Annotated in this window: 13 protein-coding genes; 6 read left to right on the forward strand and 7 right to left on the reverse strand. The window is 62.8% G+C overall.

What is annotated here, in order from left to right:
• Positions 1-62 precede the first annotated feature (62 nt).
• On the reverse strand, positions 63-1,361 hold the full coding sequence (locus tag IC231_RS07585; RefSeq protein WP_190783877.1) for a sugar MFS transporter: 1,299 nt from the start codon (positions 1,359-1,361) through the stop codon (positions 63-65).
• Between the two features lie 211 nt (positions 1,362-1,572).
• On the reverse strand, positions 1,573-2,526 hold the full coding sequence (locus IC231_RS07590; RefSeq protein WP_190783878.1) for an aldo/keto reductase: 954 nt from the start codon (positions 2,524-2,526) through the stop codon (positions 1,573-1,575).
• 135 nt (positions 2,527-2,661) lie between these two features.
• Here IC231_RS07590 and IC231_RS07595 point away from each other — a divergent pair, with 135 nt between their 5' ends.
• Positions 2,662-3,237 (forward strand): YdeI/OmpD-associated family protein, encoded by a 576-nt coding sequence (locus IC231_RS07595; protein WP_190783879.1) that lies wholly within the window; start codon positions 2,662-2,664, stop codon positions 3,235-3,237.
• 31 nt (positions 3,238-3,268) lie between these two features.
• The gene (locus IC231_RS07600) at positions 3,269-4,864 is read left to right on the forward strand and encodes an N-acyl-D-amino-acid deacylase family protein (protein WP_190783880.1); all 1,596 of its coding nucleotides are present in this window, start codon (positions 3,269-3,271) and stop codon (positions 4,862-4,864) included.
• Positions 4,865-4,979: 115 nt separating this feature from the next.
• On the opposite strand, the gene IC231_RS07605 is transcribed toward IC231_RS07600, so the two are convergent.
• From IC231_RS07605 to IC231_RS07615, 3 genes are all read right to left on the reverse strand, one after another.
• Positions 4,980-6,329, reverse strand: a complete 1,350-nt coding sequence (locus IC231_RS07605) for an alpha-amylase family glycosyl hydrolase (RefSeq protein WP_211538931.1) — start codon at positions 6,327-6,329, stop codon at positions 4,980-4,982.
• Between the two features lie 120 nt (positions 6,330-6,449).
• Entirely contained in the window at positions 6,450-7,901 is a 1,452-nt protein-coding gene (locus IC231_RS07610; protein ID WP_190783882.1) for an alpha-amylase family glycosyl hydrolase, read from the reverse strand.
• Positions 7,902-7,964: 63 nt separating this feature from the next.
• On the reverse strand, positions 7,965-8,426 hold the full coding sequence (locus IC231_RS07615) for a hypothetical protein (protein ID WP_190783883.1): 462 nt from the start codon (positions 8,424-8,426) through the stop codon (positions 7,965-7,967).
• Between the two features lie 69 nt (positions 8,427-8,495).
• Between IC231_RS07615 and IC231_RS07620 the strand changes: the two genes are divergently transcribed.
• The 3 genes from IC231_RS07620 to IC231_RS07630 all read left to right on the forward strand — a co-directional run bounded on the left by IC231_RS07620 (position 8,496) and on the right by IC231_RS07630 (position 10,941).
• Positions 8,496-9,677, forward strand: coding sequence for a helix-turn-helix domain-containing protein (locus IC231_RS07620; protein WP_190783884.1), 1,182 nt, complete (start codon positions 8,496-8,498; stop codon positions 9,675-9,677).
• A gap of 142 nt (positions 9,678-9,819) precedes the next feature.
• Positions 9,820-10,341, forward strand: a complete 522-nt coding sequence (locus IC231_RS07625) for a hypothetical protein (RefSeq protein ID WP_190783885.1) — start codon at positions 9,820-9,822, stop codon at positions 10,339-10,341.
• 33 nt (positions 10,342-10,374) lie between these two features.
• A complete protein-coding gene (locus IC231_RS07630; RefSeq protein ID WP_190783886.1) occupies positions 10,375-10,941 on the forward strand; it encodes a YceI family protein in 567 nt (188 codons plus the stop codon).
• 37 nt (positions 10,942-10,978) lie between these two features.
• On the opposite strand, the gene IC231_RS07635 is transcribed toward IC231_RS07630, so the two are convergent.
• The gene (locus IC231_RS07635) at positions 10,979-13,984 is read right to left on the reverse strand and encodes a TIM-barrel domain-containing protein (protein ID WP_190783887.1); all 3,006 of its coding nucleotides are present in this window, start codon (positions 13,982-13,984) and stop codon (positions 10,979-10,981) included.
• Between the two features lie 161 nt (positions 13,985-14,145).
• Here IC231_RS07635 and IC231_RS07640 point away from each other — a divergent pair, with 161 nt between their 5' ends.
• On the forward strand, positions 14,146-14,487 hold the full coding sequence (locus IC231_RS07640; protein ID WP_185889230.1) for a hypothetical protein: 342 nt from the start codon (positions 14,146-14,148) through the stop codon (positions 14,485-14,487).
• An 81-nt stretch (positions 14,488-14,568) separates the two neighbouring features.
• Here IC231_RS07640 and ggt read toward each other — a convergent pair whose 3' ends face one another.
• Complete coding sequence (ggt, locus tag IC231_RS07645) at positions 14,569-16,293, reverse strand: gamma-glutamyltransferase (protein WP_190783888.1); 1,725 nt, start codon at positions 16,291-16,293, stop codon at positions 14,569-14,571.
• Positions 16,294-16,347 lie beyond the last annotated feature (54 nt).

Raw genomic sequence — 16,347 nt, forward strand, 5'->3', positions numbered from 1 at the left:
GTTGCGGGGCTTTGGGAATCAGGGCGTTGAGTGAAGGTAGGTGGGGCGGACGCGCCGAGGCGCTAGGTAGTAGCGGGAGCGGGCTTATGGCCTTTCAGGCCGTACCAGAGAATGTAGAGGTAGCAGAGCACGGGCAGCACAAACGCCCAGCGCAGGGCATGAATACCGCCGCCGCTGATGGTGCTGTCCGCAATAAGTCCGAACAAAGGCGGGATGATGGCGCCGCCTACAATCGAAGCTGAGAGCAGGCCGGACGCATCTTCGGTATGGCGGCCCAGACCCGCAACGGCCAAGGTGAAAATCACCGGGAACATGATGGAGTTCATCAGGCCCACCGCCAGCAGGCTGTACATAGCCGTCTGGCCAGTCGTGTTGATAGAAATCAGGATCAGAAGAACAGCTCCGATGGAATTCACGGCGAGTACTTTGCCCGGGCTCACTTTCCGCAGCACGTAAATGCCCAGGAAACGGCCCACCATAGCGCCGCCCCAGTACAGCATCACCATGATGCCTGCCGTTTTGGCGGCCATGTCCATCACCTCGGGCTGGTTTAAGTAGCTGACAATGTGCGAGCCAATAGCCACTTCGGCCCCTACATACGTGAAAATGCCCACCAGCCCGAGCAGCAGGTGCCGGTAATTCCAGGCCCGGCGCGTGTCGTGAGCCTCGGCCGGCGCGTGCGGGATATGCGGCAACTGTAGGAAGTTCAGAAGCAGGCTGATTACCACCAAAACGGCTCCAATAGCTAGGTAGAGATACTGCACCGATGTGACGTCCAGCGAGGCCGTTTGGGCGGCCGACAGCTTGGTCAGATCGGGGAGGTGCGACAGGATGAGCAGCGCGCCCAGTGGTGGCGCGATGGTAGTAGCCAGCGAGTTGAAGGCCTGCGTGAGTGTAAGCCGCGACGAAGCCGTTTCGGGCGGACCCAGAATAGCCACGTAGGGGTTGCCGGCTACCTGGAGCTGCACGATGCCGGTGGCCAGCACAAACAGCGCCCCCAGAAACAGCGGAAACGTACGGCCTGCTGCGGCCGGATAGAACAGGAAGCAGCCCAGAGCTGCCACCAGAAAACCAACCAGCATGCCACGCTTGTACCCGATACGCTTTACGAGCAGACCGGCCGGTACGCCCATAATCAGGTAAGCCCCGAAAAAGCAGAAGTTGACCAGATTTACCTTAGCGTAGCTGAGCGTAAAAACGGCTTTCAGGTACGGAATCAGAATGTCGTTGAGGCAGGTAATAAACCCCATCATAAAAAAAAGCACCGTCAGAGAGGCCAGCGCGGAGGTATAGCGCGGCGTTTCCTGGCCCGGCAGGGTGCTGACGGAAGGCGGAAGTGGAGAGGTAATGGGAGCGGCCATGCAAAAAGGAGAGAAAGATGGTATCAGACGGCAGTAAAAAGCCTGACCAAGGAGGTGGAGGAACGAAAAATAGCTAATCCGGCGCTACAATCGATGAAAGTTGCCGGTCGTGGGCCCTCGGATGGCAATATTTTGGAAGGAGTTTGTTCATAAACTCCGCAAACAATGGCGCCCACTGCACAAAAACGGCAACGGGCGCCATAGCGGCAACTCAGGCGCTGGCCTGGTTTAAATGGGCTACCTCGTCGGGGCCCAGGTGCAGAGTGGTGGCGCCCAGCAGCTCCTGTAGCTGGCCGGGGGTGGTGGCGCTGGCAATGGGCGCCGTGAGGCCGGGCTGGGCCAGTATCCAGGCCAGGGCCACCTGGGCCGGCGTGCTGCCGGCGTGGCCGGCTACCACGGCATCAAGCGCGGCCAGAATGCCCCGGCCCCGGTCGTTAAGGTATTTGGGGCCGATGCTGCTGCCGCGGATGCTCTGGCTCAGGTCGGCTTCGGTGCGGTACTTGCCCGTCAGAAAGCCTGAGGCGAGCCCGAAATAGGGAATCACGCCGAGGCCTTGTTCCAGAACCAGAGGCTGCAGCTCCTGCTCGAAGGCGGCGCGGTTGTAGAGGTTGTACTCGGGCTGCAGGCTCTCGTAGCGGGGCAGGCCGTGCTGCTCGCTGGCTGCCAGCGCTTCGCGCAAGCGGCTGGCCGAGTAGTTGGACGCCCCGATGGCGCGCACCTTGCCTTCTTTGATCAGCTCGGCGTAGGCTTCCAGCGGCTCCGTTACGGGCAGCGTCTCGTCATCTTTGTGGCTCTGGTATAGGTCGATGTAGTCGGTTTGAAGGCGCCGAAGTGAGTCTTCTACGGAGCGCCGGATATAGTCTTTGGCGAGACCCTTGCTGCCGTCACCCATTTCCATGCCTACTTTGGTCAGGATGAGCACGTCGTCGCGGCGGCCGCGCTGCTTCAGCCACTTGCCCAGCACCGTTTCCGACTCGCCGCCCTGGTGGCCCGGCGCCCACGCCGAATACACGTTGGCCGTATCGATGGCATTGCCGCCACCGGCCACAAACGCGTCGAGGACGCGGAACGAAGCCGCCTGATCGGCTGTCCAGCCGAAGACGTTGCCGCCCAGCACAAGCGGGGCGAGGTGCAGGCCGGAGCGGCCCAGTTCACGGTGTTGCATAAAATAGGTCAGGGGAAAAAAAACAGAAACGTACAGTTCGTTTAGTGCCTCGTCCGGCACTGTGCAGAACGAGGTACATAACCGGATGCCGTCGGCCGGGGTTGCACCGGCAATAGAAACGCGGTATTTTACGACATGGCCCGCAAGCTAGACTCTTTGGAAATACTGGACGCTCCCAACCGCTCCGTGTGGCGCGACTGGCTGGCGGCTCATCATTCGCAACCCGACGGTATCTGGCTCATCCTCTACAAGAAAGCCAGCGGCCAGCGCCAAATGACGTATGCCGACGCGGTGGAAGAAGCACTTTGCTTCGGCTGGATCGACTCGGCGCCCCGCAAAGTAGATGAGGCCACGTTCCAGCTCTATTTTTCGCCCCGGAAAAAGGGCAGTGTGTGGTCGGCCGTCAATAAAAAGCGGGTGGCGGAGCTGCTGGCCGCAGGCCTGATGCAGCCGGCCGGGCAGGCCAAAATAGCGGCGGCCCAGCTCGACGGCAGCTGGGCCGCCCTGGAGGCGGTAGATGCCCTGGAAATTCCGGCCGACCTGGCGGCGGCGCTGGCCGCCAACGAAACGGCCCGGAGGCACTTCGACGCCTTTCCGCCCAGTGCGCGCAAGCAGATTCTGCAGCAGCTGGCCGCTGCCAAGCGCCCCGAAACGCGCCGGCAGCGCATCGAGCGGCTTGTGGAAAAGGCAGCGCAGAATCAGCGGTTGTAATGCCGGCGCCGCCGCCGCTACCTTTACTCTTATGCCCCGGACTTGTCTGCTTGCCTGCTTATGGCTGTTTTTGTTGCTACCCCGGCTGCTTGCGGCCCAAACGCCGCTGCGGGCTGATATTCTTATCCGCAACGGCCGCCTCTACGACGGCACCGGCAACACCTGGACGCTCGGCGACGTGGCCGTTCGGGGCGGCCGAATCGTGGCGGTAGGCCGGCTGCCCGCCGATTATCCTGCCGACACCGTGCTGGATGCGCAGGGCCTGGCTGTAGCGCCGGGCTTTATCGACGTGCACACCCACATCGAAGACGACGAAGTGCGCCAGCCTACGGCCGATAATTTCCTCTACGACGGTGTCACGACGGTCGTAACCGGCAACTGCGGCTCCTCGCGGCCCGATTTGCGGCGCTATTTCCGCCAGCTCGATTCAGTGCGGCTGTCGGTGAACGTGGCCTCGCTGGTGGGGCACGGCACGGTGCGCAAGGCCGTGATGGGCCGGGCCCGCCGCGCGCCTTCAGAAATGGAGCTGCAGCGCATGGAAGCCTTGGTAGACAGCGCCATGCAAGCTGGCGCAGTGGGCTTGTCGTCGGGCCTGATTTACGTGCCCGGCACCTATTCCCGCACGCCCGAGCTGGTGCGGCTGGCGCGCACAGCGGGGCGCTACCACGGCCTCTACGCTACCCACATGCGCAACGAAAGCGACAGTGTGACCTTTGCCATTCAGGAGGCGCTGCGCGTGGGCCGCGAGGCGGGGCTGCCGCTGCAGATTTCGCACCTCAAGCTGGGCGGCCAGCAGAACTGGGGCCGTACCGCCGCCCTGCTGCGCCTGATTGAAGACGCCCGCCAGGCCGGCCAGCCCGTCACCATCGACCAGTACCCGTACACGGCCAGCTCCACCTCGCTCAGCACCTTGCTGCCCGACGCCGTGCAGGCCGACGGCCGCGACTCGCTGCGCGCCCGGCTGGCACGACCGGCCGTGCGCAAAGCCGTGGAAGCGGACATGATGGCCCGCCTGAAACGCCGCCAGCTCAGGCATTTCAGCTACGCCGTAGTAGCCAGCTTCCCACCCGAACCCAGCTACAACGGCCTTAGCATCGAGGAAATAAACCGTCTGCGCGGCCGCCGGCACTCGGCTCGCGCCGAAGCCGCCACTGTGCTGGATCTGGTGCTGCAGTACGACGCGGGCATGGTGTTTCACGGCATGAGCGAGGACGACGTGCAGAACATTATGCGCTATCCGCAAAACATGGTGGCTTCCGATGCCAGCATCCGGGTGTGGCAGCAGGGCGTGCCACATCCGCGCGGCTACGGCTCCAATGCCCGCGTGCTGGGCCGCTACGTGCGCGAGCTGCGCGTCATCACGCTGGAAGAAGCCATCCGGCGCATGACCAGCCTGCCCGCCCAGACCTTCGGCTTCGCGGACCGCGGCCTGCTCCGCCCCGGTTTCGCCGCCGATATTGTTGTTTTTGACCCCGCTACCGTGCAGGACCGTTCCACCTTCGAGCAGCCGCATCAGTACTCAGTGGGCATGAAATACGTGCTGGTGAATGGCCGCCTTACGGTGCGCAACGGCCGCCACACCGGCCAGCGCGCCGGCCAGGTACTGCATGGTGCCGGCCGGAAATAGCGCACGGCAAGGTAAGCAAAGTGGTCATCCTGAGCGAAGCGAAGGACCTTTTCACGTCAGCACGATTTTTTTCAATGTGAGAAGGTCCTTCGCTCCGCTCAGGATGACAGCCTGCTTATATCCGTTCCAGCACGCGCCAGCCATGGGCTGGTACGGGTAGCTGGTCGCCTTCCCGAATGGCTAGCGGCGTGTCGTCGAAAATATCCTGCCAGGAGCCAACGGTTTCGGGCGGCAGCGGCAGCATCTGGGGCGTGGCGGCGGTGTTAATGACGCAGAGCACGGCGGCGTCTTGCTTGTGGCGCAGGAAGCCGTAGAGGTCTTCGTTGGGGCTGGGGAGGCGCTGGAAGCGGCTGGTTGTGTCGCCGTTGCGCAGGGCCGGATGGCGGCGCTTGAGTTGCAGCAGCCGCGTATAGAAATCCTGCAGCGGATAGTCCTGCCAGTCAATCGGGTCTTTGTCGAAAAAGGCCAGCCGCCGGTTCAGGGCTGCCTCCTGGCCGGTATACACCAACGGCATGCCGGGCAGCAGCACCGTCAGAACGGCGAAGGGGAGGACCAGCGGGCCCAGCCGCTCGTATTCGGTGCCGTCCCAGCTGTTCACGTCGTGGTTGCTGGTGAAGTGCATCAGGTACACCGAAGGCGGATATTTAGCCCGCTCGGCCGCCAAGTAAATGTCGATGTCCTGGAGCGGCTGCTTGTCCTCGGCAATGTGGTCGAGGAGGTAGTGCAGGCGCAGCCCGAAGGTCATGTTGAAGGCCTTTTCCAGCAGCCTGGTATCGGAGTTGAACTGTTCCCAGCTCAGGCCGCCGCTCGGGTACAGCTCGTCCCATTCGGCTAGCATAAACAGCGGCTTCACTTCGTCCAGCTCCAGGCGGGCTTCGTCCCAAAAATCGGTAGGCACGAGGCCGGCCACGTCACAGCGGTACCCGTCGATGTCGGCTTCGCGCACCCAGTAAAGCAGCGCGTCGGTCATGTAGCGGCGCAACTCAGGGTGGCTATAATCGAAGGCTACCACGTCGGTCCAGTCGGGTATGGGCGGCACCAAGTGGCCGGCAGCATCGTGCTGGTACCAGTCGGGATGCTGCTGCACCAGGGCATTGTCCCAGCTGGTGTGGTTGGCTACCCAGTCGAGCAGCACACGCAAACCCAGCGCGTGGGCCGCCTGCACGAGGTGGCGCAGGTCGTCGAGCGTTCCGAACTCCGGATTCACCCCAAAATAGTCGCGCACCGCATACTGGCTGCCCAGGCTGCCCTTGCGCTCTACTTCCCCAATCGGATGAATCGGCATCAGCCACACAATACTGACGCCCATAGACGCCAGCCGCGGCAAGTGTGCCTCAAATGCCCGAAAGGTGCCCTCCGGCGTATAGTTGCGCAGGTTTACCTCGTAGATAGTAGCGGTGGCGGCCCATTCCGGGTGGCGGACTTGAAACAGATGGGCATCGGGGTGAACAGCGGAATCGGACACAGGCATGTAGGCTTATGGAAGGAATAAACTCCGCAGTGTACGACAAACCAGCCCGCTAGGGCGGAAACTAAGGTGGCTGCACCTAGTGTTTCGTGCTGTCTTGATTGTATCAGCCTCTTGCTACCAGAGGCCGTTGCGGGGCGGGGGCGGTACCTGCTCGTAGACGCGGTAGCTGTGGCCCGGCAGCAGCACTTTTGAGCCGGAGCCTAGCCGCAGCACCTGTCCGCTGAACAGTTCCCGGTAGTTGCCCGGACCCAACGTGCGCAGTACCAGCTGGTGCGGCTGCCGGCCCAGGTTGATGACCGTCAGCACAGCCTTGTCGTCGCGGCGGCGCACAAAGCTGTAGACTTCGCTGCTGCTGCTGGCGGGCAGAGCCTCGAACTCCGCGCAGGCGTCGCCATTGAGCAGGGCCGGGTGGCGCTTTTTCAACTGCAGCAGCTTGGTGTAGAAGTCCTGCAGCGGGTAGTCGTTCCACGGAATGGTATCCTTGTCGAAGAAACGGAGACGCTTTTTCAGGGCCGCTTCCTGGCCGTTGTACACCATGGGTATGCCGGGCAGCATGGCGGCCAGCACGGCCAGCGGCAGCGCGTTTTTGCCCAGCCGCTCATATTCCGAGCCGTCCCAGCTGTTCACGTCGTGCGAAGACGTGAAGTTCATGAGGTACACTGAGCCGGGGTAGCGCTGGCTTTCGGCGGTGCGGTATTTGTCGAGGGCGGAGGTAGGGGCTTTGCCGGTGGCCAGGCTGTCCAGGAGGCCGTGCAGACGCAGGGCGTAGGCCATATCAAAGGCTTTTTCCAGCAGCTTCGTGTCGGGGCTGAACTGCTCGGGCTTAAGGAAAGTGGGTGGAAACAGCTCGTCCCACTCGGCCAGCATAAACACGGGCTTCACCTTTTCCAGCTCTTGGCGCGTGTCGTTCCAGAAGTCGGTGGGCACGAGGCCGGCCACGTCGCAGCGGAAACCGTCGAAATCGGCTTCGCGCAACCAGAACGCCATGCTTTCCTGCATGTAGCGGCGTAGCTCGGGTTTGCTGTAGTCTAGGTCAATAACGTCCTGCCAGTCCGAAACGGGTGGCTGAAACCCGCCGGCTTTGGTGCGCGTGAACCACTCCGGATGCTGCTGGCTGAGTTGGCTGTCCCAGCTGGTATGGTTGGCCACCCAGTCCAGAATAACGTGCATCCCCAGCTTGTGCGCTTCCTGGTTGAGGTGGCGCATGTCTTCCATCGTCCCAAATTCTGGGTTCACAGCCCGATAGTCCTGGATGGAGTACTGGCTGCCCAGCGTGCCCTTGCGGTTGAGCTTGCCGATGGGCTGCACCGGCATCAGCCACAGAATGCCCACGCCCATCTTCTGCAGCCGCGGCAGGTGTGCTTCGAAAGCCCGAAACGTGCCCTCGGGCGTGTACTGCCGGATATTGACCTCATAGATACTGGCCGAATCGGCCCAGGCCGGGTGGCGAATGGTGTATTCGGCCGGTGGGGTTTTGTCGCAGTCGGCAACGGTTCTGACGGGTTGATTGGGCTGGCAGGCGGCCAGCAGGAGCAGGCCGCTGAGCAGGGAGAAAGGACGGAGCATGCACCAACATAGCACATTTCGGGCAACTCGTCCGGCCTTGGCTGCCGGCGCCGGATGCCGCCGTCAGGGCTTATCGAAGCGGCGGAGGCGGTTTTTGCTGAGTTCGTAGCTGATGATGGCCGGGATGTAGAACGTGACATCGGCCAGCAGCTTGGCTACCAGAATTCCCGCCGCAAAATTGCCCAGCCAGCGCGGCAGATAATACATCAGCGCGGGCCGGATGAGGAAACTGTCGGCTACTTCGGCCAGGCCAAACTCTACGGCCAGCGCCCGCAGGTTGCGCCCCAACGTACGTAGAGTGTACCGGCGGCCCAGGGCCCGCAACGTGCGGCGGGCCAGCAGCATATCCTGACCCAGCAGCCACCCGAAATAGGCCACATTGCCGGCCCAGGTGCCCGCCAGCGCCGCCTGTAGGCCGCTGTGCGTGGCCTGTAGCGCCAAGGTAGCGGCGGCCAGCGTAGCCACCACCGACAGCAGTTCGGCGGGCAGGTAGCGGCGCAGCCATTCGCGGAGCTTCTGTTTCATGCAGGAACCGGAAAGAAACGGCTATTTTTCAGGGCCGGCCAAAGATACCGGCTTCCCACGTCCTGCCTTATGCAGATACCTTTTACGCCGCTGGTTGTCGTGTTGCTGGCCGTGGTGGCGCAGGCCGTATTTGCGGCCGGACTGCTGTGGCTTGCTCCGGCCAACCGACTCCCGAACCGCTTTCTGGCGCTGCTCATGCTGGCCATTGCGCTGTGGCTGCTCGATGGCTTTTTCCGCGTGTCCGGCATCTATGGGCAGAATGCCAACTGGTATTTCGCCCCTATCTACTACTCGTTTGCCTTCGGGCCGCTGCTGTACTTCTATGTGCGCAGCCTCATCAACCACGACTTCCGGTTCCGGGCCCGGCACCTGTGGCACTTTCTGCCGGTGCTGCTGCAGGCCGCGCTGTACTGGGGGCTTCGGCTGCAGCCCTATGCCACCCGCTACTGGTTCTGGGAGCAGGTGCACCGGCCCTATACCTACCGCGTGGAATTCATCGGCACGTGGCTGTCTTTAACCCTGTATCTGGGCCTGAGCCTGCAGCTGCTGCGGCACTACCAGCGCTGGCTGCCCGATAATTTTTCGGAAGTATCGAAGCTGCGGCTGCAGTGGCTGCGGGTGTTGCTGGTGCTGGTGGCCGTGGTGAGCGTGCAGTGGCTGGCGGAAGTGGTGCTGCGGGAGTTTTTCGATAAGTATTATCAGTACGACTATTCCACAGAAGTGCTGGGGGTGGTTGTGTTTCTGATTGGGGTAGTGGGGCTGCGGCAGGCCGATATGCAGGCCGTGCGCTTTGTGCCGGAAGAAGCCGAAACGGCCCCGGCTGCCGCTCCTCTGGAAGACCTTTCGGCTGGCAGCCGGCCCGGCATAGCGGTAGCCGAATCAGTGGCTGTAGCGGCCACCCCACCAGCCGCCGATGTGGCGGTGGTGGCCCGCATCCGCAAGGCGCTGGAAGAAGACCAGCTGTATCTAAATCCCACGCTCACGCTGGCCGAGTTGTCGGCACATACCGGCCTGGCCCCGCGCCTGATTTCGTTCACCGTCAATAACGGTTTCGGTCAGAGCTTCAACGATGTGGTGAATGGCTACCGGGTGGCGGAGGTGAAGCGCCGCTTGGCCACTTCCGACGCGCAGCGTTTGACGCTACTTGGCATTGCCTTCGAGAGTGGCTTCAACTCCAAAACCACTTTCAACCGCATCTTCAAGCAGTTCACGGGCGTGGCCCCGCGCGACTACCGGGTAACGCCGAAATAGAGTAGGGCTGTCTTGAATACTTGCCTGAGAAGCGTCAAATAAGACCCACATCATGATGCAGGGCGTCCCGATACCAGATTCGGGGCGTTTGGCAGAGCTGTGGCGGGCACCTTTGGGTCATTCATCAACCCCTGAGTGCCTCATGAAAACCCTGTTGCTTCTGGCGGGTCTAGCCGCCGCTCCGGCTGCCCCGCTGCTGGCCCAAACGCCAGCCCCCACTGCCTGGGCCGACCATACCCGTGTGCTGCCCGATAAGCTCCGGCAGGTGCCGGTGGGCCTCACGCTCTGGCATACGCCCAACCCGAACTACCCGGAGCCCAACCCGGAAAAGCCCGGCGGCTACGTGTGGAAACACAGCACCATGATTCGGTCGGAAGTAGGCGAGCTGGAAGTGGTGGAGTGCGGCAGCTTTATCTGGTACAGCGCCGCTGGGTGGCAGGCCAACATGCGCGAAACTCCTGCCGAATTTGCCGAGCTGTTTCAGTGCCCCGATAGCCGACTGCTGCCCGGCCGCACCTACACGTTTGCCAAAAACTACCGCTTCGCCGACAATGCCCAGCGCCTCTATGGTGGCGACGCCCTGTGGTACATTCTGGCCAAAGACAAAACCGGCAAACTCTACAAAGGCATGGGCCTGATTGAAACGGAATCGACGGTCCGCTAACCAGCCTCCTCACCTCTTTTGACTGACAACACAATGAAACTTCTCCTTTCTATCCTGCTGCTTTTCTGCACGCTGGCAGCCACGCCACCAACTGCTACCAGCTACTCAGTAAACCTGGAGGCCAGCCGCATCAGCTGGACCGGCTATGCCGAGGTAGGCACCTACGCGCCTACTGGCTCCATACAGTTCCAGCGCGGCCGCTTCAACTACGATGGCAGCTTACTGCGCAATGGCCGCTTTGAGGTGGATATGCGCACCATCCGGCAGGAGCAGGACCAGCTGGCCGAACATCTGCGTGGGCCGGATTTTTTCGATGTGGAGAAATATCCGGTGGCCGTTTTTGTGCTGAGCGAAGTACGGCAGGGCATAGCCAGCGGCCAGCTCACGGTGCGCGGTGTCACGCAGCCTGTCCGGTTTCCGCTCACTGTGGAGCGTCAGGCAAACGGCCGCCTGCGCATCCAAGGCACTGCCACCCTCGACCGAACCAAGTTCGGGATAAACCACAATTCCTCCAGCTTCTTTCAGAATCTGGGTTCCTACGCCATTCGCAACGATTTTAAGCTGACGTTTGATGTAGTAGCGGAAGTGGAGCGGCAGTAAGAGACTAGCATGCGAAGCGGCGCCTGCGGTACACGGATTAGCGTTGCACCACTACCAACCGCTGCCGCTGGCCGGCCAGCTCGGCCCAGTACACGCCACCTGCTACAGGGCGGCCCTGCGCATCAGCAGCATCCCAGACAACCGTGTGGGAGCCTGCTTCCGTAGTCGGCAGCGTGAGGGTGCGCACTACGCGGCCGGTAGCATCCAGAATGCGCAACGGGCCGGGCTGGCTGGCCGCGTGAAGCGTGTAGGGCAACGCTACCCGGCCGCTGAAAATGCGGTTGTCAGGGGCTTCCAGGGTCAGGAGTTCTGGTCGGGCGGCGGCGGGGCTAGTGTTCAGGCGCAGGCCGCGCACCGATACCGTGACGGGCTTGCGCTCCAACAGAAAACGCAGGCGCAGGGTGGCAGTGGCCGCGTCGAATTGCCACTCCGTAGCCGGCACGGTTTCGTTGTTGATCAGTACGGCGGCCGGCGCTGCTGCCACACGCGGAATCAGGAGCTCTACGCTACGCCAGAGCGGGGCGCCTTCGTAGCCCTGGCCCCCGGGTACAATGCGAATATCGGCCTGAGTACGGGTAGTGGTGCCGCTGAATGCCACCAACTCAAATGCTCCAGTCCGTTGCGTGAGGGCCGATTTGCCGTCGTCGTCATACAAGGTGAAGCTGGTGCGGCCGGCGGCGGGGTCGGCGTAGTAGCGCAGGCGCAGGCTGTCAGAATGGTACTGGGTGGTTGTGGGCACGTAGGGCGTCATCGGCAGAAAGGCCCCCGCCCGCACCAGCAGTGGCAACCGGGCCAGCGGTGCTGCTATTCCAACGGTCTGAGAGCCGGCATACGTCTGGTTGGTATCAAAATCAATCCAGTTTCCGGCGGGCAGCACCACGTTGCGGCGGCGTTGGCCTGGCTGCAGTACCGGTGCTACCAGCAGGCTCGGCCCCAGCAGGTACTGGTCATTGACGTTAGCCAGCGCTGGGGCCCGCTCGGCGGCAAATTCGCGCTGCTTGCGGGCCAGCAGCTTCTCGCTGCCCCAATGGCTGGAAGCGGTGGTGTTCCAGTTCCAGGGCAAAGCAGCGGCACCCCAGCCCATGTCAGATTTAGGGAAGCCGGCTGCCTGCTCTTCGGCAGTCAAGGGCCATACTTCCACGGCTTCGGGCAGCACATAGGTGTTGCCGAAGTTCATCGGGCGGGCCAGCGGCGCGCCGGTCTGGTTGTTTTCCCAGGCCAGCGAATACAGGTAGGGGAGCAACTCGTAGCGCAAGTGGGTGTAGCGGCGCACAATGCTTTTATAAGGCTCCGGCCACCAATACGGTTCGGGGGGCACCCCTTCGCCGTGGGGGCGAAGAATAGGACTGAGACTGGCCATCTGCAGCCAACGCGTGTATAGTTCCGGGTCGGTGGGGCCTACGCAGAAACCGCCGGCATCGGAGTGCATGTAGCCAATACCGCCCATAGCCATGCCCAGCATCACGGGTACTTGCGCCCGGTAGCCCGACCACGAGCGGTTAATGTCGCCGGACCACGGAAATACTGAGTTGCGCTGCATGCCGGCCCAGCCCGAGCGGGCCAGGTTAAACAGCCGCTCTTCTGGAAATTCTTTGGTGTAGTTTTCCTGCAGAATGCCGGCCCAGGCCTGGCCCAGGCCATTGTGCACTTGCCGGGTGCCGCCCAACACATGGCGCATATCATCTGGGTGGTTTTCGGGCTCGCCCAGGTCGCTCCACCAGCCGCCCACGCCTTCGGCTTTGCGGCGGCGGTAGTAGCTCCAGAGCCAGTCGCGGGTGGAAGGCTTGTACATATCTAAAATAGTGGCCGGCCCGGCCCAGAACGACTCCACGGTGTAGGCAGAGCCATCCAGATGCGTCCCAACGTACTGCTGGGCGCGCACTTCGGTATCGTTGCGGGAGGTGCGCATCACATAGGGCTCCGAAATCAGAATGGTTTTTACCCCCACCGAATCGAGCCGCCGCATCATCCGCACCGGCTGTTTGAACTTGGTGTAGTCCCAGTCAAGGTCGCCCTGCTGCCGGGTGCCGCCAAACCAGTACAGGTCCAGCACCAGCGCATCGAGCGGGAAATTCTCGCGGCGCATGCGGGCCGCTACCTGCTCCATCTCCGTATCCGACTTGTAGCCGAAACGGCTCTGAATCAGGCCCAGACCCCAGCGCGGCGGCAGCGGCTGCCGGCCGGTGAGGGCCGTGTAGCGGCTCAGGATTTCGGCGTAGGAGTCACCCGCAATCAGGAAATAGCCCAGGTTGAGCAGGTCTTCGTTGCTGTATTCCAGCAGGTCAGGTTTGGCCGCGCCTAGGTCGAGAGTAGCGGCGGCCATATGGTCGAAGAACAGCATATAGCCCCGGCTGCTGACCACGGTGGGCAGGCTCACGTTCAGGGTGGGGTCACCGTTCTGGTAGCCGTAGTGCGCTTCGTTGTAGAGGGTCAGGCGCCGACCGCGCCGGTCGAGCGGCAGGGCGCGGGAGCCGGTGCCATACAGGTGCTCATCGGGCTGCAGCCGAAACGATACGCCGGTGCCGCCGGGTCCGCTGTTTTCGTTGGTGAGCCGTTGGAATACGCCTTCCTCTTCAGCCAGCAGGGTTTCGGGGCCGCGCCGGTAGCTTACCCGCAACGGATTTTTCTGTACCACAACGCTGAGGCTGCCCATGGCAGGATAGGGCTGCCACTCCAGCGCTCCATCGGTTTCGAGCGGCTTGCCGGCTTTTGCGGCCGCCGGAAAGGCCGGCGCCTGCACGACACTGATGGACGGAATATCCTGCACTGCCGTGCCGGCCGGAAAGTATTCTACCCGCACCACGCCCTCGGCCCAGGGCCGAATGCGCAGGGTGCCACCCTCATTGCTTTTGATAGTGAGGATGCCACTCTGGTAGCTATGCGACTCATAGGTACCAATGCTTACCGGCACCGCCTCGGGCCGGCGAAATGGGTCCTGCGTGGGCGGCCCATTGGTAGCGCGCTGCCCATACAAGGGTGCAGTAAACAGCGGCAACAGCAGCAACGGGAGCAGAGGCAGGGCGCGGCGGAAAGAGGTGGGCATAGGGCGGGTGGTGATGCATTCAGGCGGGCAAGATACAGCCCTGCCACAGCCTGGCAGTGCGTCATCCTCAAAATGCCCGGCCGCCGCCACGCGCAACGCCCGCGGGCCGGGCGGCGTAAAGCCGGAGTAGCAGTTTCTTCCACTCCCTAATCCTTCCTTTTATGAACCACGCAGCCCGCATCGAAGACACCATTCAAGGTATTTACGACGCCTTCAATCATCCCGAAAAGCACCCGGCTGATGCTGGAATTGCGTCGATTGATAACTGGATTCAGGCGCTGGATGGCCTGGGCGGCTCGGCCCTGACCGGTATTCAGAATGAGCTGCGTGAGCTGCGCAACTTCGTGGAAAACGACGACCGCGCCAATATTGCGGCCTCCCTGCAGCGCCTTGGCGAGCATACGTCCCTCACGGCCCGCAACCTCCACGACGGCACCGGCGACCAGCTGCGCCACCTCGGCCAGACCCTGATTACAGCCGCCGGCAACCTGAAAATGTCATAGCAAATCGGCGGGAGCGGGGTAGTGAGCCGGAAAGGAACAGCAACTGTCGCCCCGGTTTACCGCCCCGCTCCCGCCGCTTTACTAATACCCACCAGCGGTGTCGTCGCCGCGTGGGTCGGCGCCGCCTTCCAGCCTGCCGTCGGGCAGCACCCGAATTACCTCTATCCGGCCCCAGGGGCTGCGCGGTTTCAGCACGTAGCCACGGGCCCGCAGGGTGTCTTCGGCGGCCGGTAGCAAGGCGCCAGCCTCCACATCAATCTGGTCGGGAAGCCACTGGTGGTGCAGGCGCGGGGCCGCCACGGCCTGTTGGGCGTTCATTCCATAGTCGAGGATATTGAGGCTGGCCTGCAGCACGCTCGTGATGATGGTGGAGCCGCCCGGTGTGCCGACTACCAGCACCAGCTTGCCATGTTTGGTGAAGATGGTGGGCGTCATCGAGGAGAGCATGCGCTTGCCGGGCGCAATGGCATTGGCCGTGCCGCCCACCAGCCCATAGGCATTGGGTGTACCGGGCTTGCTGCTGAAGTCGTCCATTTCGTTGTTGAGAATGAAGCCTGCTCCGGCTACCACCACCTTGCTGCCGTAGGCGCCATTAAGCGTGGTGGTGCAGCTCACGGCGTTGCCGGCCGCATCCACGATGTTGTAGTGCGTGGTCTGGTCCGACTCGTAGGTTGGCAGGCCCGCGCCGGATGTTACCTGGGCGCTGGCTGTGGCGCGGTAGGGCAGGGTAGACGTCATCCGCTGCTGATTGTACTTGTTGTCGAGGAGCCGCGCCACGGGTACTTGTCCGAAGTCCGGGTCGCCGAGGTAGGTGGCACGGTCGGCATACACGCGGCGCTGGGCTTCCGTAATCCAGTGCACGGCCTGCGGCGAGTGCCAGCCGGCCTTGCGCAGGTCGTAGGGCTCCAGCATCTGCAGCATTTGGAGCAGCGCCACGCCGCCGGAGCTGGGCGGCGGAAAAGCCAGTACGTCGTGGCCGCGGTAGCTGCCGTGCAGCGGCGTGCGCCATTTGGGCTGGTAGCTTTTCAGGTCGGCTCTGCTGATGAGGCCCCGGCCGCGCTGCATCTCCGTCAGGATAAAGTCGGCGGTCTGCCCCTCGTAGAAGCCGGTGCGGCCAAGGTCCCGGACCCGGCCGAGAGTGGCAGCCAGCTCCGGTAGCTGCATCACGTCGCCGGCCTTCCAGATGGCCGGTTTGAGGTACGCGTTGTAAGGATTGACTTTGGCAAAGGCATCCCGCTGGCTGTTCAGGCCAGCTGCTTCCTTTTCCGTCAGCTTCACGCCGTTAGCGGCCAGCTCCACGGCCGGCTGCACCACTTCACGCCATGGCAGCTTGCCCAGCTTGCGGTGCAGCTCCACCATGCCCGCTACAGTGCCCGGCACGCCGGCGGCGCGGTGGCCCAGCGTGCTCAGGTTCGGAATAATGTTACCCTGCGCATTCAGGTACATGTCGCGGGTGGCGGCGGCCGGGGCAGTTTCGCGGAAATCCAGCGCGCCTTCCGAGCCATCGGCGCCGCGGTAGAGCACGAAGCCGCCGCCGCCGATGTTGCCGGCCGCCGGCAGCACCACGGCCAGCGCAAACTGCACCGCTACGGCCGCATCGTAGGCGTTGCCTCCTTTTCGCAGGATTTCAACGCCTACCCGCGTAGCTTCAGGGTGCGCGGCTACCACCATGGCCTTCTCCGTCACGAGGGGCGTGGCCGCGGGTATGGGTGCTGCCAGGCTCGTGCCTGCAGGGGTTGATGGGGGCGGAGTGGCGGTGCAGGCAACCAGTGAAACCAGCGCCAACGAATAAAAATAACTTCTCATAACTGGCAAGGTAATACAACATCTGCCTACCCTTGCCACGCTACTTCGCGTTAC

Origin of the sequence: Hymenobacter duratus (assembly GCF_014698995.1) — a bacterium.
GTDB classification, from domain to species: domain Bacteria; phylum Bacteroidota; class Bacteroidia; order Cytophagales; family Hymenobacteraceae; genus Hymenobacter; species Hymenobacter duratus.

What these genes read in the sequence shown, in the direction of transcription:
- IC231_RS07640 (WP_185889230.1), top strand. Translation starts at nt 14,146, where the DNA reads ATGAACCACGCAGCCCGCATCGAAGACACCATTCAAGGTATTTACGAC.
- ggt (WP_190783888.1), bottom strand. Translation starts at nt 16,293, where the DNA reads ATGAGAAGTTATTTTTATTCGTTGGCGCTGGTTTCACTGGTTGCCTGC.
- IC231_RS07615 (WP_190783883.1), bottom strand. Translation starts at nt 8,426, where the DNA reads ATGAAACAGAAGCTCCGCGAATGGCTGCGCCGCTACCTGCCCGCCGAA.
- IC231_RS07585 (WP_190783877.1), bottom strand. Translation starts at nt 1,361, where the DNA reads ATGGCCGCTCCCATTACCTCTCCACTTCCGCCTTCCGTCAGCACCCTG.
- IC231_RS07620 (WP_190783884.1), top strand. Translation starts at nt 8,496, where the DNA reads ATGCAGATACCTTTTACGCCGCTGGTTGTCGTGTTGCTGGCCGTGGTG.
- IC231_RS07590 (WP_190783878.1), bottom strand. Translation starts at nt 2,526, where the DNA reads ATGCAACACCGTGAACTGGGCCGCTCCGGCCTGCACCTCGCCCCGCTT.
- IC231_RS07635 (WP_190783887.1), bottom strand. Translation starts at nt 13,984, where the DNA reads ATGCCCACCTCTTTCCGCCGCGCCCTGCCTCTGCTCCCGTTGCTGCTG.
- IC231_RS07595 (WP_190783879.1), top strand. Translation starts at nt 2,662, where the DNA reads ATGGCCCGCAAGCTAGACTCTTTGGAAATACTGGACGCTCCCAACCGC.
- IC231_RS07630 (WP_190783886.1), top strand. Translation starts at nt 10,375, where the DNA reads ATGAAACTTCTCCTTTCTATCCTGCTGCTTTTCTGCACGCTGGCAGCC.
- IC231_RS07600 (WP_190783880.1), top strand. Translation starts at nt 3,269, where the DNA reads ATGCCCCGGACTTGTCTGCTTGCCTGCTTATGGCTGTTTTTGTTGCTA.
- IC231_RS07625 (WP_190783885.1), top strand. Translation starts at nt 9,820, where the DNA reads ATGAAAACCCTGTTGCTTCTGGCGGGTCTAGCCGCCGCTCCGGCTGCC.
- IC231_RS07610 (WP_190783882.1), bottom strand. Translation starts at nt 7,901, where the DNA reads ATGCTCCGTCCTTTCTCCCTGCTCAGCGGCCTGCTCCTGCTGGCCGCC.